General features: G+C 67.5%; 19 protein-coding genes and 3 pseudogenes. 3 read left to right on the top strand and 19 right to left on the bottom strand.

Annotated features, from left to right (window positions below):
* Together MET2598_RS41760 and MET2598_RS37770 are read left to right on the top strand one after the other, a co-directional pair.
* Positions 1–215 (top strand): annotated as a pseudogene (locus tag MET2598_RS41760) (IS701 family transposase); the annotation flags it as partial.
* A gap of 307 nt (positions 216–522) precedes the next feature.
* Positions 523–1,358: pseudogene (locus MET2598_RS37770) on the top strand (IS5 family transposase).
* Between the two features lie 504 nt (positions 1,359–1,862).
* On the opposite strand, the gene oxlT reads toward MET2598_RS37770, so the two are convergent.
* The 3 genes from oxlT to MET2598_RS0131835 all read right to left on the bottom strand — a co-directional run bounded on the left by oxlT (position 1,863) and on the right by MET2598_RS0131835 (position 5,661).
* On the bottom strand, positions 1,863–3,176 hold the full coding sequence (gene oxlT, locus MET2598_RS0131845; protein WP_026191045.1) for an oxalate/formate MFS antiporter: 1,314 nt from the start codon (positions 3,174–3,176) through the stop codon (positions 1,863–1,865).
* A gap of 1,001 nt (positions 3,177–4,177) precedes the next feature.
* A complete protein-coding gene (locus tag MET2598_RS0131840; RefSeq protein WP_012335794.1) occupies positions 4,178–4,912 on the bottom strand; it encodes a sulfite exporter TauE/SafE family protein in 735 nt (244 codons plus the stop codon).
* A gap of 302 nt (positions 4,913–5,214) precedes the next feature.
* The gene (locus MET2598_RS0131835) at positions 5,215–5,661 is read right to left on the bottom strand and encodes a DMT family transporter (RefSeq protein WP_012335795.1); all 447 of its coding nucleotides are present in this window, start codon (positions 5,659–5,661) and stop codon (positions 5,215–5,217) included.
* A 114-nt stretch (positions 5,662–5,775) separates the two neighbouring features.
* Here MET2598_RS0131835 and MET2598_RS0131830 point away from each other — a divergent pair, with 114 nt between their 5' ends.
* Entirely contained in the window at positions 5,776–6,684 is a 909-nt protein-coding gene (locus tag MET2598_RS0131830) for a LysR family transcriptional regulator (protein WP_018263590.1), read from the top strand.
* 323 nt (positions 6,685–7,007) lie between these two features.
* Here MET2598_RS0131830 and MET2598_RS0131825 read toward each other — a convergent pair whose 3' ends face one another.
* The 16 genes and pseudogenes from MET2598_RS0131825 to MET2598_RS40130 form a co-directional block, all read right to left on the bottom strand.
* Positions 7,008–7,904 (bottom strand): amino acid ABC transporter substrate-binding protein, encoded by an 897-nt coding sequence (locus MET2598_RS0131825; RefSeq protein ID WP_012335797.1) that lies wholly within the window; start codon positions 7,902–7,904, stop codon positions 7,008–7,010.
* Positions 7,905–7,974: 70 nt separating this feature from the next.
* Entirely contained in the window at positions 7,975–9,159 is a 1,185-nt protein-coding gene (locus tag MET2598_RS0131820; RefSeq protein ID WP_198293040.1) for an aminotransferase class V-fold PLP-dependent enzyme, read from the bottom strand.
* Between the two features lie 213 nt (positions 9,160–9,372).
* A complete protein-coding gene (locus MET2598_RS0131815; RefSeq protein ID WP_012335799.1) occupies positions 9,373–10,158 on the bottom strand; it encodes an IclR family transcriptional regulator in 786 nt (261 codons plus the stop codon).
* A 218-nt stretch (positions 10,159–10,376) separates the two neighbouring features.
* Positions 10,377–10,836: pseudogene (locus MET2598_RS40140) on the bottom strand (helix-turn-helix domain-containing protein); the annotation flags it as partial.
* Positions 10,837–11,210: 374 nt separating this feature from the next.
* Positions 11,211–12,026, bottom strand: a complete 816-nt coding sequence (locus MET2598_RS0131800; protein WP_012335801.1) for an alpha/beta hydrolase family protein — start codon at positions 12,024–12,026, stop codon at positions 11,211–11,213.
* Complete coding sequence (locus tag MET2598_RS0131795; protein ID WP_018263585.1) at positions 12,013–13,173, bottom strand: DUF3182 family protein; 1,161 nt, start codon at positions 13,171–13,173, stop codon at positions 12,013–12,015. Before MET2598_RS0131795 ends, MET2598_RS0131800 begins: the two co-directional genes overlap by 14 nt.
* 29 nt (positions 13,174–13,202) lie before the next feature.
* Entirely contained in the window at positions 13,203–13,508 is a 306-nt protein-coding gene (locus MET2598_RS37765) for a DMT family transporter (protein WP_236728935.1), read from the bottom strand.
* A gap of 164 nt (positions 13,509–13,672) precedes the next feature.
* Positions 13,673–13,969, bottom strand: a complete 297-nt coding sequence (locus tag MET2598_RS0131785; protein WP_018263583.1) for a hypothetical protein — start codon at positions 13,967–13,969, stop codon at positions 13,673–13,675.
* A 13-nt stretch (positions 13,970–13,982) separates the two neighbouring features.
* Complete coding sequence (locus MET2598_RS0131780) at positions 13,983–15,041, bottom strand: Cj0069 family protein (RefSeq protein ID WP_018263582.1); 1,059 nt, start codon at positions 15,039–15,041, stop codon at positions 13,983–13,985.
* A 72-nt stretch (positions 15,042–15,113) separates the two neighbouring features.
* Positions 15,114–16,121, bottom strand: coding sequence for a hypothetical protein (locus MET2598_RS0131775; RefSeq protein WP_026191042.1), 1,008 nt, complete (start codon positions 16,119–16,121; stop codon positions 15,114–15,116).
* 28 nt (positions 16,122–16,149) lie between these two features.
* A complete protein-coding gene (locus MET2598_RS0131770; RefSeq protein ID WP_026191041.1) occupies positions 16,150–16,764 on the bottom strand; it encodes a superoxide dismutase in 615 nt (204 codons plus the stop codon).
* Positions 16,765–16,870: 106 nt separating this feature from the next.
* The gene (locus tag MET2598_RS0131765; RefSeq protein ID WP_018263579.1) at positions 16,871–17,800 is read right to left on the bottom strand and encodes a DUF1259 domain-containing protein; all 930 of its coding nucleotides are present in this window, start codon (positions 17,798–17,800) and stop codon (positions 16,871–16,873) included.
* 51 nt (positions 17,801–17,851) lie between these two features.
* Positions 17,852–18,220, bottom strand: a complete 369-nt coding sequence (locus MET2598_RS0131760; protein ID WP_018263578.1) for a hypothetical protein — start codon at positions 18,218–18,220, stop codon at positions 17,852–17,854.
* Positions 18,220–19,620 (bottom strand): chromate efflux transporter, encoded by a 1,401-nt coding sequence (gene chrA / locus MET2598_RS0131755; RefSeq protein ID WP_026191039.1) that lies wholly within the window; start codon positions 19,618–19,620, stop codon positions 18,220–18,222. The genes MET2598_RS0131760 and chrA overlap by 1 nt, the downstream gene beginning before the upstream one ends.
* 2 nt (positions 19,621–19,622) lie before the next feature.
* A complete protein-coding gene (locus MET2598_RS0131750; protein WP_026191038.1) occupies positions 19,623–20,453 on the bottom strand; it encodes a chromate resistance protein ChrB domain-containing protein in 831 nt (276 codons plus the stop codon).
* 1,204 nt (positions 20,454–21,657) lie between these two features.
* Complete coding sequence (locus MET2598_RS40130; RefSeq protein WP_012335812.1) at positions 21,658–22,182, bottom strand: MucR family transcriptional regulator; 525 nt, start codon at positions 22,180–22,182, stop codon at positions 21,658–21,660.
* Positions 22,183–22,218 lie beyond the last annotated feature (36 nt).

Genomic DNA, 22,218 nt, shown 5'->3' with positions numbered 1-22,218 from the left:
CCCGCCGCCCTCACACGAAATTCCTGACAGTCCCCGCGTTCGAGACGGCCAAGACCGACCTCGGGCTGACACACAATGAGACCCGCTCTTGGCACGGCTGGCATCGGCACGTCAGCCTGGTGATGATGGCCTTCGCCCTGCTGACGGTGATCCGCCATCACGCCAACGCGCCGCCCCCAAAAAGCCGAGCCCGGCCGAGACCGCGCGCCCGCTGATCCGCTGGTCGGTCCAGGAGATCCGCCGCATCGCGGTGCGGATGGCACAGCGGCGCATTCAACCCGCTCACGTCATCGCNTGGTCGCTCTGGCGACGGGCGCATCAGGCGGCCGCCCGCCAGGCACATCTCAAACAGCGCGCGTCAGACGCCAAACGGCGGCGGCAGCGCCGGACGCCAAGCCGGGCCAGCCGTCAGCCAGCACGCACAAAAACGCAACTGTAATGCTAGGATGTGAACCGAACCAAGGTGTTGCAGGGCCTATAGTTTTGTGATTCAGGGCCGCCGCTTGCCGCATGCAGGCGGCGATGGCGGACCTGTTCTGGCTCTCGGACGAGCAGTGGGCGGTGATCGCACCGTCCATGCCCACAAACCAGCCCGGCCCCGAGCGCGAGGACGATCGCCGGATCATCGCCGGCATCCTGCACGTGCTCACTTCCGGATGCGCTGGCGCGATGGCCCGGCCGCGTATGGACACCCCACCACGGTCTACAACCGCTTCACCAGGTTGTCGCGGCGCGGCTTCTGGACGGCGATGCTGGCGGCCCTGGCCAAAGCCGGGTGGTCGGGCGAGGCCGCCGCCCTCGATGCGACCTCCGTCAAAGCCCAGCGCTCGGCTCACGGGGGCAAAGGGGAGCGACAGCGCAGGCCATCGGCCCTTCGCGGGGTGGTCAGACGACCAAGATCCACGCGCTCGTCGACGTGCTCGGCCGCCCCGGTGTCCTCCTGCTGACGCCGGGCGACGCCAGCGACGGGCGGACCGCCCCGGCGGTGCTGGTCGAGGCCCCCGGCCGGATCCGCCGCCTGATCGCCGACAAGGGCTGCGACGCCGATCGGCTGCGGGCTGATCTGCGGGAGAAGAGCATCACCCCAGTCATCCCCGGCACCCGCCCGGCACCCGCCCGGCACCCGCGCCCGCACGCGCGCGCTTCGCCACGACAAGCGCCGCTCCCGTGACCGCTGGCGCATCGAGGCCGCCTTCTGCCGTCTCAAGGACTTCCGCCGGATCGCCACCCGCGACGACGAGCTCGCCCGCAACTTCGCTTCCGCGCTCGCCCTCGCGGCTGTCGTCGCGTTCTGGTGCCGATTGAGTCCTGACCCTGGCACAGCTTGCATGAGACGCGGGCCTGACCGGCAGCCCTGATCACGCTCGACCGGGCAGGGAGAAACCCGGGCCCGCGCCTCACCACTTGATCACGAGCCCGCCCATGCCGGCCGCGCTGCCGATCATCTACGCCTTCCTGCAGGACGGGCCGTCCCGCGCCTGGGCACTGCGCGACGTGGCGGGATAGACCGCGATCACGCCAAGCTGTCGAGATCGACCCGGGCTTGCTTTCGGGAAGCCAGGGCACCTCTAAACCATTCTGGCATCGGCAGAGTCTTGCGCTCGGCAGCCCATATTTCCTTAATGGCTTCCTGAACACGATTAAGGTCTTTTGAGAAAAACTCGAGAGACTGAGGCCCGGGAATTGCCTCTCGCGCAGTAAAAATCCCATTCTCTTGCCGAATGTAGTGTGCGCAGTAGATTGAATCTCGCTTCATTCCTTAATTCTCCCGCCACATTGGCACCGGCGCTCAACGAGAAAGGGTCTGGACGTGTCCAGGCCCTTCCCGTTGCTTGCTCGTGCCTACGATTGCCCGGAGGCTGTCAGGCGACCGCGACCTTGGTGCCGGCCGGCAACTCCGCATCGGTCTGCGCATTGGTGACGACGCGCTTGCGCCAAGGCTTCAGCACCGCGATGGCGAGGATCGAAGCCAGGATGTTGGCTCCGGCCGCCGCGAGAAATACGCCGTCCCAATTGCCCGTGCTCTGCTGCAGGTAGTTGGCGAACGGCACGAGCAGCGCCGCAGTCCCCTTTGCCGTGTAGAGCAGCCCGGCGTTCGTCGCCGCGAACTTGGAGCCGAACGTGTCGGTGCAGGTCGAGGGGAATAGCGAGTAGATTTCACCCCAGGCAAAGAACACGAAGCCCGACAGGAGGACGAACCACAGCGGATCATGTCCCCACAGGTACAGCATGTAGATGCCAAACCCCTCCATGGCGAAGGCGATGAACATCGTGTTCTCGCGACCGATCTTGTCCGAGACCCAGCCGAAGAAGGGACGGGTCAGACCGTTGAGCACGCGGTCGATCGTCGCCGCAAAGGTGATGGCCACCATCGTAACACCGAGGATCGTCACCGGCACCTTGTCGACGTGGATATCGGCCGCGATTGGCTTCAGGTTCGCGGTGATCATGAGGCCGCCTGCGCCGACGATGACGAACATGAAGTACATCAGCCAGAAAATCGGCTGACGAACCACTTCACTGGGCGTGTAGTTGCGCCGAGATTGGAGATTGGCGGTGCTCGTCACCTCCGGAACTTGGCCCTTGCGCGGAGCCGCCAGGAAGAAGGCGAGGGCGGCAACGATCACGCCCTGACCAATGCCGAAGTTGAGGAAGGCAGCTTGGAAGCCCTTGTCGGCAATCATCCACTGAATAGGCGCCACCGTGAGCGCCGAGCCGGCGCCGAAGCCTGCTGCGGTGATACCGGCGGCCAGACCACGCTTGTCCGGGAACCACTTCAGGGCATTGCCCACGCAGGTTCCGTAGACGGCGCCAGCTCCCAGACCCGCGATGACCTGACCAACGTAGAACATGTTGAGGCCTGTCGCGTAAGCGTTGATCACCCAGCCGACGCCGCAGAGCACGCCACCGAACAGGACCACGATCTTCGGGCCGTACTTGTCGACGAACCAGCCCTCGACGGGCACGAGCCAGGTCTCGAACAGGACAAAAAGGGTGAAAGCCCATTGGATCGCGGCGCGATCGAAGCCGAATGTTTTCTGGATTTCGGGTACGAAGAAAGTCCAGCCGTACTGCAGGTTGGCGATCATGACCATGCAGACGACGCCAAGCACCAGCTGCATCCAGCGATAGCTGTCAGATACTCTGTTGGTAGTTATGGGTGTAGAGGTCGGCATTGTTGTTTCCTCGATTGTTGCGATGTCTTTTATTGTTGTTGCTTGACAGATTCGGGGGAGACAAGCCCCACAGGTGGGCGGCAGACCTGGACAGTGTTCAGCCAGACCGGCTGTTGGTGGTGGCTGCCGAGACAAGGGCGAAGTTGCTTGCCGACTATCGCGTTCGATCGGGTCGGCTTGGTCAAGTGAGGTGTCGCAAGCGACGGTCAGGCCGAGCTGGCAACGGCCCGTAGCTTCAGCCTGCTTCTGATATATTGTATACCAGCATCGCTGCGAATCCGGCGCTCGTCAAGAGCATGCTGCATTTTTTTGCTCCTGCACCGGTAAGCCGCTCGCCGGAGAATGCACGATGGTGCAGCCACGCTGGTGCAGCAAAGCGGTATCCTCGGTCGCGCGCAGGGCGTGGGGCTGCCGCGAGAATGTCGACACGGGCGACGTCGCCCAGCCTTCTCGCGATCGACGTGGCCGTGCGATCCCGTCCGTGCCCGTCGCGCAAGTCCAGCACGGGCGTCCCGCAGGCGGGGCGACCTGCATGATACGGAAGGGCACAGTGGGGGGACGGGTCGGGCCGTCAGCCTCGTCATGTCCGCTGTCATCCGACATCCGGTTGATTGCTTCGCAATGCGGATGTCGGCGTCGCTCAGGCGCCGCGCGGGCTTGTGATCCGGTTGATGGCTTCGCCGTCTCCCATTTCGGCCATGCGGATGTCGGCTTCGCTCAGGCGCCGCGCTCAGGCGCCGCGCCTGAGCGAAGCCCCAATCCGCCATCCCGAAGGGATCGAGCGGATTTGGTATGACGCCTGCTTGAGACCCTCCTCGGCCATGGGGAGGTCCACGCGCAGGCAAACTCATCGACTTGAACGACCGGGTCCGGCTCATGTGGGACGACGACGTACAGGGGCGACGGCCGGAATGAGGACCGTTGCCTATCGCGTCCTCAATTGATCCCCTGCGCGGGCAGCGCTGGCACCGGTAACCCAGCGCGACGGTCTGGCTGCGGCGTCACAGTGACACGATTGTGCTGGCGGCCAGGTAGATGCCGAGCACGAGCAGCGCGATCAGGAACCACCGTCGGAACCCCTCCGGGTCCAGCCGCTGGCGGACCACTTGGCCCACGAACATGCCCGCGAAGGCAGTTCCCATGGCGACAAGCCCGGGCAGGGCGGTCGAGGCGTTGAGAAGGCCCACGCTCGTGAGATTGAACGCCTGCGCGAAGGTTGCCACCGTGAAGAATACGCCGAGCGCCTGCACCAGCTCGTCTTTCTCCAGGCCGATCGACTGCAAGTACGGCATCGACGGAATGACCTGAATGCCGGTGGCGGCTGAGATCACACCCGTGAGAAGGCCGACAATGCCGCCGACCCATTTCTCATTCCGGGGTGCTGTCCGGATCTGCAGTCGCGTCAGCCCGAGCCCAGCATAGATCACCAGCAGGAGCCCTAGCACGATCGTAGCGTAGCGCGCGTAGGGGCCCGCCATCAACGCGCCGGCTCCCCAGATCGCGACGCCGGTCCCGAGGAGCAGCGGCCACAGCCTGCGCAGAATGCTGCCCAGGTACGGCCCGGCGAAGGTCTGCCAGATGTTGGTGACGATGGCGGGCACGATAACGATGGTCAGGGCCTGCAGCGGCGTCATTGCGACAGCGAGTAGGCCCATCGACACTGTCGGCAGCCCGAGGCCGATTACGCCCTTCACGAAGCCGGCAATGCCGAATACGGCGGCGATGAGGAAGAGCATGGTGGAGAGCCCGGCTGAAGGTCCTGACGCGCGACCCAAATTCCACGTCATAGCGCGGGGCGCCGTAGATTGATGCAGCGAACGACCATGATCCTGGCAGGCTCATGGACGGTCGGCTGCAGCAGAGCATGGCCGATTGCGGCCCGTCCGCTTCGGGGTCCCTGGCCAGGGTAAGCGGACGTTCGAGGCGGCTCCGGCGAAGGCCTCGGAGTGACCCTTCGCGGACATTTGGCTTGCCGCCTCCGAAGGTCCGGATGGGGTGGGAAGCGGCTGCTCCCTGATAGTGCGCGGAGGGTCCGAGCTCACCGCCGGATCAGGATGACGCCGCCGATCAAGAGAGCGATCCCAATCAACCGCGGTGGGTCGATCGCACGCTGGGCGAGGCCCATCCATCCGAAGTGGTCCGCCGTCACCGAGGCGAGCATCTGGCCGGTGACGAGGAGCGCGATGAATGTCGCGGCCCCGAGTTGCGGCACAAGGAAGATCGCGAGGCCGATGAAGATCGCCCCGAACAGGCCACCGCTCCATGTCCACCACGGGATGCGGGTCGCGACGCCCGCCGCGGGGACCGGATCGCGCAGGGCAAGGGCGAGCAATGCCATGCAAGCCACTCCGACCGCGTAGCTCGCGAAACCGGACCACGCGGCCGAGTTGAGAGACGCGCGCAGGTTCGCGTTTAGCACCTGCTGGACGACGATGCTGACCCCCGCTGCGATGGCAAGGGCCGAGGGGAGTAGGACGTGGAGCATGATCTTCAGACAGTCTCAGGCGCGACTTCGGCGCACCGCGGGTGGGCACATTGACAACCACCATTCACCCATGCCGTCAAATGCCCTGATCTGACTTCTCGATGCACGCAGGGCATGATGAACCCAGCCCATCTCGACCTCTTCCGCGCCGTGCTGCGTCACGGCGGGATGACGAGGGCGGCTGCCGCCCTCGGCGTCGGCCAACCGCACGTGAGCCGCGCCATCGCGCAGCTTGAGGCCGACCTCGGCTTCGCTCTCTTCGTCCGCGGTCATGGCAGCGCGTCGCCGACCCCGGAGGGAGAAGCCTTCGCGCGTGAGGTCGAGCGCACCTGCGCCGGGCTCGAACACCTGCACCACGCCGCGCGCCAGATCCGGGACCTCGGCACCGGGCCGCTGCGCGTGGCCTGTCAGCCCTCCCTGGCGGCCCGCCTGCTGCCGCGTGCCATCCGGCGGTTGAGCGCCGAGCATCCAGGTGCGCGGGTCGCGCTCCACGTGCCGAGCCCCGACACGATCTGGTCCTGGGCCTCCTCGGGGCAGTGTGACATCGGCCTCGTTCGGCCCCGTCCAGGCTACGCGGGGGTGACGGGCGAGCCCTTCCTGACGGTCGAGGCAGTCTGCGCGCTGCGGCGGGACCACGCCCTGAGCCGCAAGCGGGTGATCACGGCGCACGACCTCGCGGGCGAACCCATGGTGGCGGGCGGTCCCGGTATGTTCCAGCAGGCCATCGAAGACACCTTCGCGCGGGCGGGCATCGAACTGCGTTCGGTCTTGATGGCTCAATACACCGCTGCGCGGTGCGGCCTCGTGGCGGAAGGTCTGGGCGTCGCCATCGTCGATCCGATCCCTGCACGTGATCTCGTCGGCCTACCGATCGTGTTGCGGCCGTTTCGGCCGCGCGTGCTCATTGAGACGCTACTGATCCGACCGGCCGGACGACCGCCGGGTCACCTCGTTGAACGTCTCATCGGCTTTCTGCACTCGGAGCGGGATGCGCTCGCTTTCCGAGCAGCAACATCCGAGTAGGACCTGATGCACAGCGGGGCAGGGTCCGCAAAGGGTCGAGGCTGTGTGGAAACGCAAAGGCGGCAGGAGGATCTTCCCTCGATAACCCTGGGCAGCGCCGGAATAGGCACCCAGTTGGCATCTCGGCCGCCATCCAGGATGCTCGGATAACGGCTGTGTAGAAGATTATTCTCCGATTTCGGAGCGCGCCTGAGTTTTCACACGGCCTCGACCCCAAGCGGACGTTGAAGCCGCTACCGACGAAGGTTTGCTTGGGGGTGGCCAGCGGAAGTTCGATGTCTGGAGGCAAGGTCAGCCGATACCGTGCCGAACCCGGACCCGAGTCAGAACTCGACTGAGTCACTCGGGTGCGCGACCCGCTGTTTCAGAGCATCGGACATTGGGAAGTTCAGGTTCTCGTTGCGGGGCGGGATCGGGCTCTCGAACCACTTGGCGTAGAGCCTGGTGAACGCTCCTGAGGCCATCATGTCCTTCAGGACGCCATCCGCAAGCGCCTTGAGTTCCACGTCGTCCCTGGGCAACATCAGACCGTACGGCACCAAGGTGTAGGTTTCGGGCAGGAAGGCGAAGGCGGCGGGATCGGGTGTGCGAGCCTTCAGGCTGGCGAGCAAGATGTCATCCTCCATGAAAGCCGCGGCACGCCCACTCTGAAGCGTCAGCATGGACTCGCCGTGATCCTTGGCCTGGATGACGTTGAAAGTGCCGCCCTTGGCCTTGATGCCAAACGCGAAGCCGACCGCGTTCGAGCCCTGCGTGGCGACGACGGTTTTGCCGTCGAGATCCTTCACATCGTGTATGCCGGATGAGACCTTGGTCAACCACCGGGCCGATGACACGAAGATCGCGACCGTGAAGGCGACCTGCTTGAGCCGGGCGACGCTGCTGGACGTGGCGCCGCACTCCATGTCGATGGTCCCGTTCTGGATGAGCGGGATGCGATTGGTGGAGTCGACCGGCTGGAGCTTGACCGCAAGGGTGTCGAGCTTGAGGTCACTTTTGATCTTGGCCACGACCTGAGCGCACAGGTCGAGGGAGAAGCCGACCGGCTTCTGGTCCGTACCGAGATACGAGAACGGGATCGAAGCCTCGCGATAGCCGAGTGTCACGCTGCCGTTGCTTTTGATCTTCGTCAGCGTCGGGCTCTCCGCGGAGGCCACGGTCGTGGCGAAGCTGAGGACGAGCGCGCAGGACACTCGTCTGAAAACGCGACCTGGGACCATGGCCATTCTCCTCTCGATGAGTGCAGCCCCCTTCCGGGCGCCGTGCTGGGGGTGGAGACGCTCTGGCGGGCTACCCGAGCTTCGACAGGACGGCCGTGCGGACCTGTGGCGTCGCCGGCGCGCTCCTGGCGCGGATGGCCTCGACCAGCCGGTCGATGTCCGCCGTGGTGTTGAACATGCCGAAGGACACTCGGATGCCGTCCCGCTCGGGCGAGACCCGGATGCCGGTGCGTGTGAAGTAGTCGAGCCAGTCCGCTGCCGGCAGCGCGATGACGTAGATGTGCGGTGCGCGATGCTGCCGCTCGCGCGGGCCGACCAAGCCGACGCCGAGCCCGTCGAGACGCTCGATCAGGTAGTCGCCGAGGTCGAAGCAATGGTTCTGGATGTTCTCGATCCCGACTTGGCCGATGAGATCGAGCGCCGCGCCGAGCCCCTGGATGGCTGGCAGGTTGAAGTTGCCGAGTTCGAACCGCCCGGCGGTCGCCGGCAGGGCCATGTTGTCGGCGCGTGCGATGAAATCCGCCGGCGGGCTGGCGAGGCTCGCTGCCGCCAGATAGGCCGGCTCCAGCTCGATCCGGGTCGCGTCCCAGTAGAGCAGGCCGAGCCCCTGCGGCACGAGAAGGCCCTTATGCGTGCCCGAGCCGACGAAGGTGGCCTTCATCGCCTTGGCGTCGATCGGTACGACGCCGATGCCCTGCATCACGTCCACGACGAAGTAGAGGTCGCGCTGCGCACAGAGTTCGCCGACGCTTTCCACGTCGAACCGGTGTCCGGCGTGGAAGGTGACATGCGACATGGAAATCGCCCGCGTCCGGTCGTCGAGATGCGGCCGAAAGCTCTCCGCGTTCACCACCTCGCTCATCGGAATGAAGACGACCTCCACGCCCTTCCGCTGCAGGTTGAGGAAGGCGTAGGCGTTGTTGGGATGATCCCCCTCGATCATCAGAACCTTGTCGCCGGCCCGCAGCGGAAGCGCGTTGGCGGCGATGTTCATGCTTTCCGAGGTGTTCTTGGTGAAGGCGATTTCGTCCGGCCTGGCGCCCAGGAGGGATGCGACCTTGGCACGGGTCTCCTCCAGCCGGTTGAGCCAGACCTGCTTCGGACCGGCCGTCTCGAAGCCCTCCTGCAGGAAGCGCTCGTAAGCCTCCTTCACCGGGCGAGAGAGAGGGGTCTGGAAGCCGCTGTCGAGGTAGACCACGTGCTCGGCGGCCGGGAATGCCTGACGGACGGCGGCAACGTCATAGTGCTGGCTCATGATCACCTCCGGCGACGCGGACATGGCGAAGCACCCGCGCCGGACAGAGCCGGCGGCCTTCTTCATCCAGTCTCGGTGCTTTCGTGACGCAGGACCGCGCATCCCGCTTAGGATTTGGTCACATCAGCTGCGTGCCCTGAGAATACACAACACGCGCACTGCGTCGAGGATCTGCATCGAAAAGTGAGAGCTTTAATTCCGAAAATTGAGAATTCAGATATCCTCGTTGTCCTGCAGGATTGTCTCTGAGAGGAGGGCCGCCGCCTCCTGCAGAGGACCGATGAAGGTATCGAGGCCTGCAAAGCCGACGCGCGCCACCGGCACCGACACGCCCAGGCAGGCGATGAGATCGCCCTCCGGTGAGACGATCGGCACGGCGCAGCCCACGACACCGCGAACGAACTCCTCGTTCGTCTTGGCCCAGCCCCTGCGCCGAGTTTCCTCAAGACTGGCCAGCAGCTCGTCGGGGTCGACGATCGTAGTAGGCGTGTAGCGGACAAGGTTCATCGAATGGGCCAGGCGGTGCCTCATTTTGGCAGGCAGCCGGCTCATGTAAATCTTGCCTGTCGAAGTGCAGTGCAGAGGTGCGGAGTCGCTGGGATTGAACTGCAAGCTCTGCTGTTCCTTTGACCGTACGCTGTCGACATAGACCACAGCATGGTCGCGCACGACACCGATCTCGCATTGTTCGCCGATCCGATCGGCCACGGCGCTCAAGACAGCCTGCCGGCGTACGGTGCGGAACGCTGCCCCGATTGTCTTGGCCGAGAGCGTGACGAGCCTGCTGCCGACGACGTAGCGCTTCGTGCCGAGGGCCTTCTGGATCAGGCCCCGATGTTCGAGGTTGCCGATGAGGCGGTGGGCCGTCGGCAGCGGCAGCGCGAGCCCAGCGGCAATCTCGGCAGCCGAGAGGGCCTTCTTCTGCTCGGCGATGAACGTCAGGATCGCGATGGCCCGGTCCAACGGCCCAGCCGGTGAGCTGTCGTGTTCGTCGGCCACGATACATCCCTTTGCGTGAGTGCGGCTTCGCTGCGTCCTACTATTATGGGACCGAACATCTAGGTGGGTGAGACAGCTTGACCGCCGAGGAGCCACTACGAGCTCGACAGCGGCTGCCCGCCCACACCACCTCAACGCTGGGACATTGTTGGCGACGTCGATGGCTACGCCAATCGCTGAGTTGGCGAGAAGTGCGACCGCCAGCTTCGGAAGGTCCGCAGGCGGGTCCAGGCCCGGCTGGGCCGAGAGGGTCGGTCGGCCAGGGCCTCGGGTCCCCCTCGCTGGTAGGCGTCGTACCAGCGGCAGAAGGTGGCGCGCGGGATGCCGAGTTTCTCCAGGCTGGCGCGCACCGGCAGGCGGGATTGCTCGACCAGCCGGATGATCTCCAGCTTCTCAGGAGCCGGGTACCTCATGCCTCGTCGCCCCCAGCCCCGCTCATGCTTTTTTGAGCGGGCGGTTCTCCAGGGTGAGATCGGCCACGACCTCCTTGAGCGCGCTGGCCTCGCGGCGCAGGTCCTTGACCTCGTCCGAGGTGGCGGCGCGGGCCGTGTCGCCGCGAAGGCCCTCGAGCACGATGCGGATCTTCTCCTCGGCCGTGAACTGCCGGCGGGTGGCGCGGCGGATGTTCTTGATCACCATCTCTGCCGGCTTCCGCAACGGCCCGGATGTCTGCTTCATTCTCGCTCCTGGGGCTACGATGAACCAGCCATCTTCCGTTCGTGAAGGGCCTTAATCTGTCTCACGGGCGCTGACGGCGGACAATGCGCGACCTGATGAGCGGTAGTCGATTGGCAGCTCGACTCCGAGTGCCGGACCCTGCTTGGCCCGCTCCAGCGCGCAAGCACCAAACAAGCCGAAAGGGACGAGCGCCTCCCCCGCGGAGACCCGGTCCAGCATAGTGTGGGTCGCGATGTAGAGCTTCCCACCAACCTGCCCTGAGGCATAGACGATGTCCCAGGTTCGGGCTGCCTCCTGGAGGCTCTGCGCGAGGGAGAGGAAACCTCGCTGGGCTCCAGAGGTCGTCCGGGGACGGACTCACCGGAGCGCGCCTTTCAGGCCGGGGCCGGTGGCCCGCGCTGTGGCGCCGGCGCGAGATGCGTTTGCGCCGCTGCCGCGGCGGTGCCGCCCTCGCGCGCGCCGAGCACCATCTCCCGCGCCCAGTTGAGGAGAAGCGAGGTGTAGGCCTGCTGCCAGGGCTCCTCGGACAGGCCGTGGTCGGCGCCCTCGATCACCCGGTAGGTCAGCGAGCGCGTCCGCTCGAAGGCCGCCATGTAGTTCGCGATCACCGGCGGCGGGACGGTGTCGTCGCGCTCGGACTGCACAATCAGCACGTCGCCCTGGAACGCCGCGCACGCGCCCAGCGCCCGGTTGTCATCAGGCGAAACTTGGCCTCGCCGGTAGGCCATCAGCGCTTCGCGGTCGAGCCGCGCCTTCGGCACATCCCAGTCCTCGTCCCTGTAGAGCGCGGGTACGCGCAGGGCGAGCCAGCGCACCGCGCGCAGCGAGCTGAGGATCGTGGCCAGGTAGGCCCCGTAGCTGCTGCCGACCACGGCGACGGCGGCGGGATCGACCCCGGGCCGGCCAGTGAGCGCGTCGTAGGCGGCGAGGACGTCGCGCAGGTTCTCCTCGCGGGTCACCGTCTCGTGCCGCGGGTCGCCCCTCGCCACCCCGCGCGGCTCGAAGGTCAGGCACACGCAGCCGAGCGCCGCGATCTCACCCGCCCGCGCGAGGTACTGCTCCCGGGTGCTGCCCCAGCCCTGCAGGAACAAGAAGCCAGGCACCAGGGGCCCCGGCGAGACCAGGGTGCCCGGGAGCCGCTCCTCGCTGCCGTCCACCGCGACGGTGATGGCCTCCTCACGGACTGCCATGCGGCCCCGCAAAGGCGTACTTCGTCATGGGACCGACCCGCTCGTCCTCGCCGCGGAAGTACACCACCGCGCCCGGCGGCGGCGCGTGGTGCTGGCCATAGATCTCGACGGTGGAGGCGCGCACGACCCGCAGCCCCGGGTCGGCCCGGAAGGCTTCGAGGGCCGCGACCTCGGCGCCGCTGGCGCCACCCGCGCGCCAGGACTGCTCCAGCACGCCCGAGCGCCTGCGCCCGGCCGCGTCCACACCCTGCGCGACGTCGTAGTTGCGTCGCGACGCGAACAGTCCCGGGAAGCACTCCATCGCGGCGGCATCGTAGGTGCGCGCCTGCGCCACCGCAAGGCGGGCCCCTTCGGGGAGATCGAGCGCGAGCAGCGCCTCGAAGTCACCCCGGGCGACGAGGAGATCCGACCCGCCGTACACTTGCGCGCCGCCGTTGTCCGGCGTCAGGCGCTGGGTGCCGCAGTAGCTCGCCACGAGGTCGGCCACGCGCACCTGGCCGACGCTGTAGGTCGTGACCTCGGCGAGGTCCTCCTCAAGCACGAGGCCGTGGCCGGACAGCTCGGCCGCGTCCGCCGCGGCGAGCGCCGCCTCCAGCTCGGCGGCGCCGCAGACCGCGATCTGGCCTCGCCCGGCGGTCGCCCGCACGGCCTTCAGGCGCACCGGCCCGTGCCCGAGCAGGCGCAAGCCGGCGCGGCGCGCATCCTCGGGCGCGAACGCGGAAAAGCCGCGCAGGACGACGTCGCGCACCCGGTGCCCGAACTCGCGGGACCAGCCGGTCGGGGCGAAGGCGTCCGGCTCGACCAGCGGGTGGGTGATCGCCTTCGTGGCCACGCACGCGTGCGGAGCGACGCCGCCGAACAGGTCGTGCTCGCCGCGCACGCCGAACGCCGCGGCCTCGGCCCCGACGAGCGTGTCGGCCGGCACGAGGTAGACCGGGCCGCGGTGAGGAAACGGTGGGTCGAGCTCGCCTGCGAAGTCGAAGGCTTTGAGGGCAGCCAGGCGCCTCGCGAGCTCGGCGCGGGTGGCCCGCTCGTGGCGGGACGCGAAACCGGTGCCGGGCATGGGTACCACCACGACGCCGCGGCACGCCCGGGTGGTCTGCTCCACGACGCTCGAAGGCGTCGCCGCCGTCTGGATCATGGCCATGTCTCCTCCTGGGTCCGTCCCTCCCGTGCTCAGAACCGGGCCACCAGCACCATCCCGATGATCATCAGCAGGGCTCCGAGCAGGCGCCAGACGTTGGCCGCGTGCACCTCGAAACCAAGCCAGCCGAAATGGTCGAGCAGCACGGAGGCAATCACCTGTCCGGTGACAACAGAGGCCATCAGGGTCGCGGCACCCAAGCGGTAGGCCAGCAGGATTGCGGCCAAGCCGTAGGCTGCACCCGCCACCCCCCCGATCCAGGCCCACCAGGGCACGCCCGAGAGCTTGTCGAAGTCCGGCCAGGACTGGCGGCTGACAAGGTTGGCGAGAACGACGATGCTGATCCCGAGCCCGTAGTTGATCAGCAGAGCTGGCAGGGGTTCGCCCAGGCTCTTTCAGCGCCGCATTGCTGCCCGCCTGGAGCGTCGTCAGAGCGCCCGCGAGCACCGCGAAGGGAACCATCATCCAAGACAGCATGCCGGTCGTATGTCCACCAAACCGCCTAGCTCTTGGGCACTTTCAGGTGCTCGATCGTGTAGTCGGCGTTGCAGAGGCCGCCCTTGTCGCCACCATCGCCGAAGGCCGTCAGCGTGTCGGCCACGCCGATCAGGTAGGCACCGCACCACCCGGACGCCGCGCCCTGCTCGGCGCGGCACACCGCTTCGAGACTGCGTGTCGTCCGGTCGCGCATGTCCACAATGTGCGCTCCCTGACCGGCGCCTGAGGGTTGCACGTCGGTGGCCACCGTGGTCAGCCCGCCAGCAAGGACGGCCATCGGAACAGCGACCCGGGCAAGCATGCGGGCCTCCAACTTACCGCCTCGCGGGGTGCCTGCACGCCGTCACGTGTGATCTCAGCCGCTTCAGCGCCGTCTTGGCCAGTCCTTCCGGGGCCTCCTCCGGGACCGGAAACACCGAGCTGACGTTGATCTCGCACAGCACGTAGGTGTCCTCCCCCGCGGGCGTCGGCGGACCCAGCAGGAAATCGGCGTCCCAGATCACCGGCAGGGCGTCCAGGTCGATCCCCAGCAGGTGAGCCATCTGCGGCACCCACTCGTGTTCCAGCAAGTCCCGCAGGTGCTGGAACCGGGGATCGTCCGGCCCGGAGTAGAGGCGCGGCCCGGCCGGCCCGATCTCAGGCGGCGCCAGGGCGCGGACCAGCTGATGGCCGAACCCCACCACCTGGTCACCGGAGAAGTAGCCGCGGACCATGCCCTCCAGGTGCCGTGCCTGGAACGGCTGATCCACCAGCGTGCCGGCATGGGTGAAGTCGACCAGCCGTTCCGCCATGAACGCGTCGAGGGGGACGGTGCGCACGCGGCGGTCGCCCCAGGCCTCCTGCACGATGACGTCCGCACCGGCGGCCCGTTCGACCTTCCAGACCCCTTGCCCGCCGTTGCCGCGGTTCCGCTTCAGCACCCGCGGACCCGCGGCCACCCGCGCGGGAAACGCCGCTCTGAACGAGGCGGGCTCCGGATAGACGTACGTGTCCGTGCCCCAACCCAGCTCTCGGGTTCGGAACAGCACCTCCTTGGTGCCCATCTTGGCGATGACGTCCGGATGGGCGCTGACGAAGATGCCGGCCGCGGCCACCTCCCGCAGCAGGTCGTCCAGCCGCCCCCGACCATCGCCGTCCGGGGTCGTGATCGGGTTTACCCAGACCAGCACGCCATCCACGCCCATCAGCTGAGCGCGAACCTCATCGCTGAGCGCGTCCGACCAGACGGCCGGTTCCGCGGCAATCCCCTGCTGCGCCAGTGCGGCGAAGATCGCACTGAGGCGGCCTGTGTCCGGCCGTGCCTCGGCACGCGCCTGCGCATCGCCGTGGGAAACAACGGCAACCTTGAAGCGGCGTTGAGGAGCACCGGTCATGACCACCTCAGACAATGCCCAGCAGCCCTGCCCCTGGCGCAGTCCGGCTGAGTTCGTGACATCTGCCCACCCCTAATCGACGGGTCGAAACACCAAGACGGCCGCGCCCGCTGTGCCAGTGTCGGGCGCCGCCACGAGCAGACGGTCGAGCGCGGGCAGGAACAGGGAGGTCCGCGCCCCTGGTCGGGTCGGGATGCGCGCGAGGGCGCGATAGGAGCGCCCGTCCTCCTGCAGGACGTCGACCACACCTTGTCCGCAGCTGACGTAGACCCGCCGGCGCTTGGGATCGAGGGAGATGTCGTCCGCGTCGCCACAGGTCGGCACCCGGGCAAGCACGCTCCCGTCCTGCACGGCGAAGGCGGCCAGGAGGGCAGGAGACCGATAGACGACGAGGAGCCGCGCGCCGGCTTCGTCCAACGCCATCGGGAAGTTGCCGCCCGCAGAGGGCAGGCTCCAGCGCGCGATCTGGCGGCCGTTGTCGCGATCGAGCACCGCGATCTCGTGCGCATCAGGCACATTGACGTAGATCTGGCGTCCCTGAGCGTCGAGCTGGAACGCCTCGGGATGTCCGGCGAGCGGGACCTCCGCCAGCTTGGTGCCGTCCGACCCAAGAACCGCGATCGCGCCTTGCCCGTAGCCGATGACGACCTGCTTCGCACCCGGATCGATCCGAAGGTTATCGGCGTCCTCACCCAGCCTCACGGCGCCGAGCGGCGCGTAATCCGAGCCGCTGTAGCGGCGCACGGTGCCGTCACCTGCGCTCGCCACGAACACGGTGTCGTTGTCGGCCAGGTAGGCGATGCCCTGCGGCGCACGGAGGCCCGCGATGCGATGCACGAGCCGACCGTCGCCGACGTCGATGACGCCGATGCTGCCATTGCCGAGCTCGGCGACGAGCAGCCGGTGCCGGGCAGCATCGAAGGCAAGGTGGTCGATGCGGCCGCGCACGTCGCCGAGCGGGATCGTTCGGTCAAGCAGCAACGGTGTGGTGCCGGCGGCCGCTCCTGGCGCGGGTTGGGCGGCAAGCAGCAGGCCGGCCGCCACCTGAGCAAGAACGGATCCGAAGAACTTCGACGACATGGGCCTGTCACTTTTGGAGAGAGTCGACTTACCCCGGGGTTTCTGTGTAGCCATCATGACCCAAGGCTAAGAATAGTCTCGTCGCGTTCTCCCAGCGGATCGCCTGCATGAAGGTGTCGACGTAGGTCGCGGCCTTGGCGCCGTAGTCGACGTGGTAGGAATGCTCGTACATGTCGAGCGCCAGGATCGGCACGCCTCCCGCCAGCGTATGCGCGTGGTCGGCAGCCCACTGGTTGACCAGCTTGCCGTCCCGCGGCGACCAGGACAGGAGCACCCACCCGGAACCGCCGGCCAGGGCCTTGCCCATGGCGACGAACTCCGAGCGCCAGCGCCGGACCGAACCAAAGCTGCGGGCGAGGGCGTGACGCGGTGCCGGCCCCGGTTCGCTCTCCCCGCCGAGCCCATCGAAGAAGAGTTCATGCAGGATCATGGAGTTCATCGCGATCAACTGCTCTCGCTTGAGCCCGTTGATCATGAAGCCGGAGGCGGTCTCGTAGTCCAACCCGGAGAGCTGTTCCTCGATGAGATTCAGGCGCTTCACGGCGCCCCCGTAGTTGTTCTCGCAATGGCTGACGATCAGCCGTTCCGGCATGCCTTTGATCCGGGCGGGGCCGCAACCGAGCGGTTTTATGGCGTAGGTCATCCCGACCTCCCCTGATCGCGTGCAGGCCTGATCACCCCGGGGCCAGCCGGTCCCCTCATTGCGTGCTGCTCGCGACGAGCGGCCTGGCTGGCCTGTGCGCGTGGCCTTAGCCGCCCGGCGCGACGTTGATGTGCTTGAGGGCCTCGTTCAGCCCATTCGCGAGCGTGCCGGCATTGTCATTGGCCCAGAAGTGCATGAAGAACAGCCGCGGCTCATCGTCGAGCATGTGGTTGTGCAGGGCAGTCACCTCGATGCCATTCTGGCGCAGGGCCGCGAGTACCGGATTGACCTCCTTGGCGGTCAACACGAAGTCACCCGTAATGGCCGCCTTGCCGCTCCCGGTCGGCTGGAAGTTGATGGCAATGGCCGAACCCATCGCCTCCGGCACCTCCATGCCGTGGTCCTTCGGCGTCTCCGCGCGCGGCACGCTGACGGCATAGACGCCGCCGTTGAGCTTGCCCTTGCGTCCGAGCGCTGCGTCGATGGCCGCAGTGTCGAGGTTTGGGGTCTGGTCCGCCGGCGTCGCCTGCGCAGGGGCCGGGCTTGGATTGCCGGCCGGAGGCGTGCCCGCGGCGGTCTCGGCGCCGAACGGCGTCCGGCTGGCGCCGAGCGCGCCCATCAGCGTGGTGGCGAGCTTCCCGGGCTCCCCGTGCCCGGAGACGTGCATGTAGAGGGTGCTGGGCGAGGAGCGCAGCAGGTGGTTGTGCAGGGCCGTGATCTCCACCCCGCCCTCGAGCAGGCGGGCCATCACCGGGTTCACCTCGTCCTCAGTGAGCACGAGATCGCCCATCACCATCGCTTGGTTCTCACCGACCTTCCTGAAGGCGAGCCAGGACCCCAGGGCGAAGGTCGGCTTGAGGGTCACGCCGTCGAGCGTGACCTTCAGATCGGTCCGCGGCAGCCCGACCCGGTAGACCCCACCCGGCATTTCCGTGCCGGCCTTGCCGAGGCCGCTGGCGATCGCCTGCTGCCAGGGCTCGGCAGCCTGCGCGGACGGCGCAAGCACCACCAGCCCGAGAGCGAGAACGGGAGTCATCCACGAACGCATGGTCATCTCCTTCGTCATCAGCGGTGGGTGAGGCCGGCGTCAGCGGCGCCGGACCGGAGCTTGCAGCACACCCTCCTCGGGCAGAGCGCGGTCACGGCGCAGTTCGACGCGGCTGCCGGCCATCCAGACCTGGACACACGGGTCGTCATCCAGGCACAGCGTGTCGCCCTTGAGCCGCCAGGTGCCGGTCCGCGGCCGCCCCATGGACACGGCCTGCAGCCGGCCACCCGGCGCGAACTGGTAGGCCCAGTGCACCTCGTCGGTGACCTCCTTGCCGACCAGGCGGGCGCGGATCTGCGGCCCGGTGAGCTGCTGAAAGACCCCCGCAGCCGGTGCCGGCTGCGCCGGCACCAAGCCGGTCAGCAGGGCGGCGGCACCCAGCCCGCGCGTGCGACAGGAAGCGCGCATCAGACGATCCCCACGAGATACAGGGCCAGCCCCACTGCTGAGCAGGCGGCCAGGGTCACGATCATGCCGACCTGGAAGCGGAACACTGCGACGATCGCGGCCAGCGCCAGCAGTAGCGCCGGGACGTTCACGCTGGAGAGGACCGGCACCTCCAGCCGGAGTGGCCCAAGCGCGACCGGCTGCACCTGGGTGAACACCGTGTGGAGGGCGAACCAGACCGCGAGGTTGAGGATCACCCCCACCACGGCCGCGGTGATGGCCGAGAGGGCGCCGGCCAGGGCCGGGTTGCCGCGTAAGCGCTCGATGTAAGGGGCGCCGACGAAGATCCACAGGAAGCAGGGCGCGAAGGTCACCCAGGTGGTCAGCAGCCCGCCCAGCGTGCCGGCGACGAGCGGCGGCAGCGCGCCGGGCGCCCGGAAGGCGGCCATGAAGCCCACGAACTGCGTGACCATGATGAGGGGGCCGGGCGTGGTCTCGGCCATGCCGAGACCGTCGAGCATCTCGCCGGGCTTGAGCCAGCCGTAATGCTCCACCGCCTGCTGGGCGACGTAGGCCAGCACCGCGTAGGCGCCCCCGAACGTCACCATCGCCATCTTGGAGAAGAACACCGCGACGTGGCTGAACACGTCGTTCGGCCCGAGGGCGAGCAGGATGGCGGCGACCGGCAGCAGCCAAATGGCCGCCCAGACGCCCAGCACGCGGACGGTGTCCCGGGGCGCGGCATGCTCCTGCGGGAGTTCGTCGTCGCCGAGCAGGAAGGGGCCTTCAGCGACCGTGCTGCCGCTGCCGTGGCCGCCCCCGGCCCGGAACTCCGGCCGGCCGGCGCGGCCGCCCAAATAGCCGATCACGCCGGCCGCCAGCACGATCAGCGGGAACGGCACATCAAAGAAGAAGATCGCCGCGAAGGCCGCGGCCGCCAGCGCGACCATCACCCGGCTCTTGAGCGCCCGCCGGCCGATGCGCTGGACGGCCTGCAGCACGATGGCGAGCACCGCCGCCTTGAGGCCGAAGAACAGGCCGGCCACCAAGCCGACCTGGCCATACAGCGCGTAGATCCAGCTGAGCGCCATGATCGCCAGGATGCCCGGGACGACGAACAGCCCGCCGGCCACCAGGCCGCCGCGGCTGCCGTGCATCAGCCAGCCGACGTAAGTGGCGAGTTGCTGCGCTTCCGGCCCGGGCAGCAGCGTGCAGAAGTTCAAGGCGTGCAGGAAGCGGTTCTCGGAGATCCAGCGCTTCTCCTCGACCAGGATGCGGTGCATCACCGCGATCTGGCCGGCCGGGCCGCCGAACGAGAGGCCGGCCACGCGCAGCCAGACCGGCAGGGCCTGCGCCAGGGTGACCGGAACGGGGTCGGCGGCCACCATGCCCGGCGTGGTGGAGCTCACCGTGCTGCTCATCGTCAGACCCCCGGCTTGGGCTTGTTGGTCGGCCAGTTGTGGGTCTCATTGGTGGCGTCGCGGCACCAGCGGTAGAAGGCGTCGTAGAGCAGCATGCCGGCATCGAGCTGCTCCAGGTCGTCGGCGTACATCCGCGACAGCCCGAGCGAGGCGGCGAGCAGGCCCGCGGCCTCGGGCGCGAGGTCGAGCCGGGCGGTGTCGGCGCCACGGACGATCGCAGCCAGTTGGCGCAGGGGCGCGGTGCCGAGGTTCAGCTCCTCGACCAAGACATCGAAGGTGCACAGCTCGCCGCGGTGGCTCCAGACCACCTCCGGGTCGTCGATGTCGAACGCGGCGCCGCCGAAGCGCGCGGCCACCGCCTCAACCTCAGGGGACGGCACGAACAGGAACACGGCAGAGGGATCGACGAAGCGGCGGATCAGCCACGGGCAGGCGATGCGGTCGATCTTCGGCCGCGCGCGGGTGACCCAGACCGTCCGGCCCCGGGCGTCGCGGGTTGGCAGCTTGGCGTCCGGCACCGTCGGCAGCTCGGCGGCGCGCCACGCCTCGGTGCCGCCCTCCAGGCTTTCGGCCGGCACGCCTTCCTGGCGCAGCCAGGCGGCCACGCCGTGACTGAGTTTCTGGCCGCGCTGGCAGATTACGATGGCGGAGCGGCCAGCGAGGGCGCCGGCCCACGAGGATACCTCGGCCCAGGGGCGGCGCACGGCGCTCGGGATTAAGCACGGGTCCGCGGCGAAATCTTCCTCCGTGCGCACATCGAGGAGCACAGGGCAGCCGGGGGTGCCGATCAGGCGAACGAGCTTATCGACAGGGATGGCGTTGGGCGTAGGCATGGCGCGTCCTTGCAAGAGATGCAGGCTGGACGCGATTCTTCAGCCGGAGCCTCGTCGGGAGATCGCTTCCCGAAGGCGGAACAGAAGACCTCCGCAGCGCGCGTGTCAAGCGCCCGACCAACGGTTCGGTTTGCGGTATCCCCTTAGAGTGAAGCGCGGGTCGGGTCGGCCGCCTCCGGCTCCCGCTTCACCTGCTCCAACCCGCGCGGCAGCTCACGCGGGAGCGTGGGGCGCCGGTAGGGCGCGAGCTTGCGCCACGCCCTGATCTCCGGACCGTTCGGCCGGCAGCCCAGGCACCAGCCGGTGCGACCGCCCCAGTCACACCCCGATGCAGCCACACTGCATCCGTGGTGCCACTCACCGCCCAGCACTCATGAAGCGTGAGGAGGCCGCCGCCGACTTCGAATGGCCGCTGTCGGGTGTCGAGCGGCCATTCCGGCGGCATCGGTCGAAGGTCTGGAACGGGCGCATTCCGGCCCCGATCTGTCCTGAGCCTGGACTGTCGCGGCGAACTTATTCAAGCCCGCTGTGATCGGGACATAAGCCGCAGACGCCGCGAGTCACTGCGTCGGCCGGTGATCCGATTGCCAAGTCGATCATGAACCTGATGCGCCACCACACGGCGGTCGTCGCGGCCTCCACCCCTCCCGGGTGGAGGCCGCGTGCAGGCTCCCGGGCGATGAGGAGGGCACCCGCGTGAACCTGCCGCCGATCGGACCAGCGAACCGAACTGGACGGTCTGGCAACGGCAGAGGGCGTGAGGTGCGATCTGGCCGCCCTCTGGGCTCAACTGCGAGCCTGCCCGGGCTGGTCGGGCGCAGAACCGGGCTGCTTCGAGAAGGTGCCCGCGCGCTCAATTTGGCCGTCCGGGCTATCCTCCAACGGTATCCCGCATCAAAGCGCATGCAGGGAGCCTTACGCTGCTGCAGTATTGTATTTCTCGATTCTGAGCTGCCGCCCAAGCAAGATGGCAACTCGCTCAAGGTTACGTTGCGCGAGACTACGATCCAACTCGCGCAGCACTCGACACTTGATCAGCGCTCTGGCAGACCGCTTCATGATAGCCCCTTGTGCGCCAGCCTGGCCGCGAAAGCATCGCTACTGGCATTCTTGAAAGCGATTTTACAGCAGGCTTACAGCCGCGGCCACATACCCGAATGGTGCAGAGTGACACAGGCTGGCCACTCTGACGTCGCTCATTGCCTCACTCGGTCGCCTTAGCTCTCCGTGGGCGGCCCGGCCCCCTCTTTGGCGTGGCCGGTGCCGTCACCTTGGGGTCAGGACTGGCGCGCTTCTCGGCTGGCGACCGATGGCGACGCTGGCCAAGCCCGCTGGTCTTGGCGAGTTCCGATCGGTGGGCCGCGTAGTTCGACGCTACCATTGGATAGTCGGACGGCAGACCGAACTTCTTCCGGTACTCGTCCGGGGTCAGGCCCTGCGTGGTGAGGTGCCGCTTGAGCGTCTTGTAGGGCTTTCCGTCGATGAGGCTGATCAGGGCATCCGGCGTGATCGACTTCCTGATCTGGGCGGCAGTCGCCTTGGGCGTCTCCTCTGCCGGTGGCGTGGCGGGCTTCCCAAGGCCCTGAAGGGCAGTGTGAAGCGAAGCGATGAGGCTTGGCAACTCACCTGCTGACACCCGGTTGCTCGAGACATAGGCCGAAACAATATCGGCCACTTGTTCGATCAGTGCACCCTCTTGCGTGGGAGCTTTGCTTTCAAACTCAGGCATTCGGCGGTCTCCTTACGCTGTTAACATATGTTTTAG

The organism is Methylobacterium sp. WSM2598, from assembly GCF_000379105.1.
Lineage (GTDB): Bacteria > Pseudomonadota > Alphaproteobacteria > Rhizobiales > Beijerinckiaceae > Methylobacterium.
Note: the sequence above shows the minus strand (reverse complement) of the source record. Positions and strands in the feature narration are given on the sequence as shown.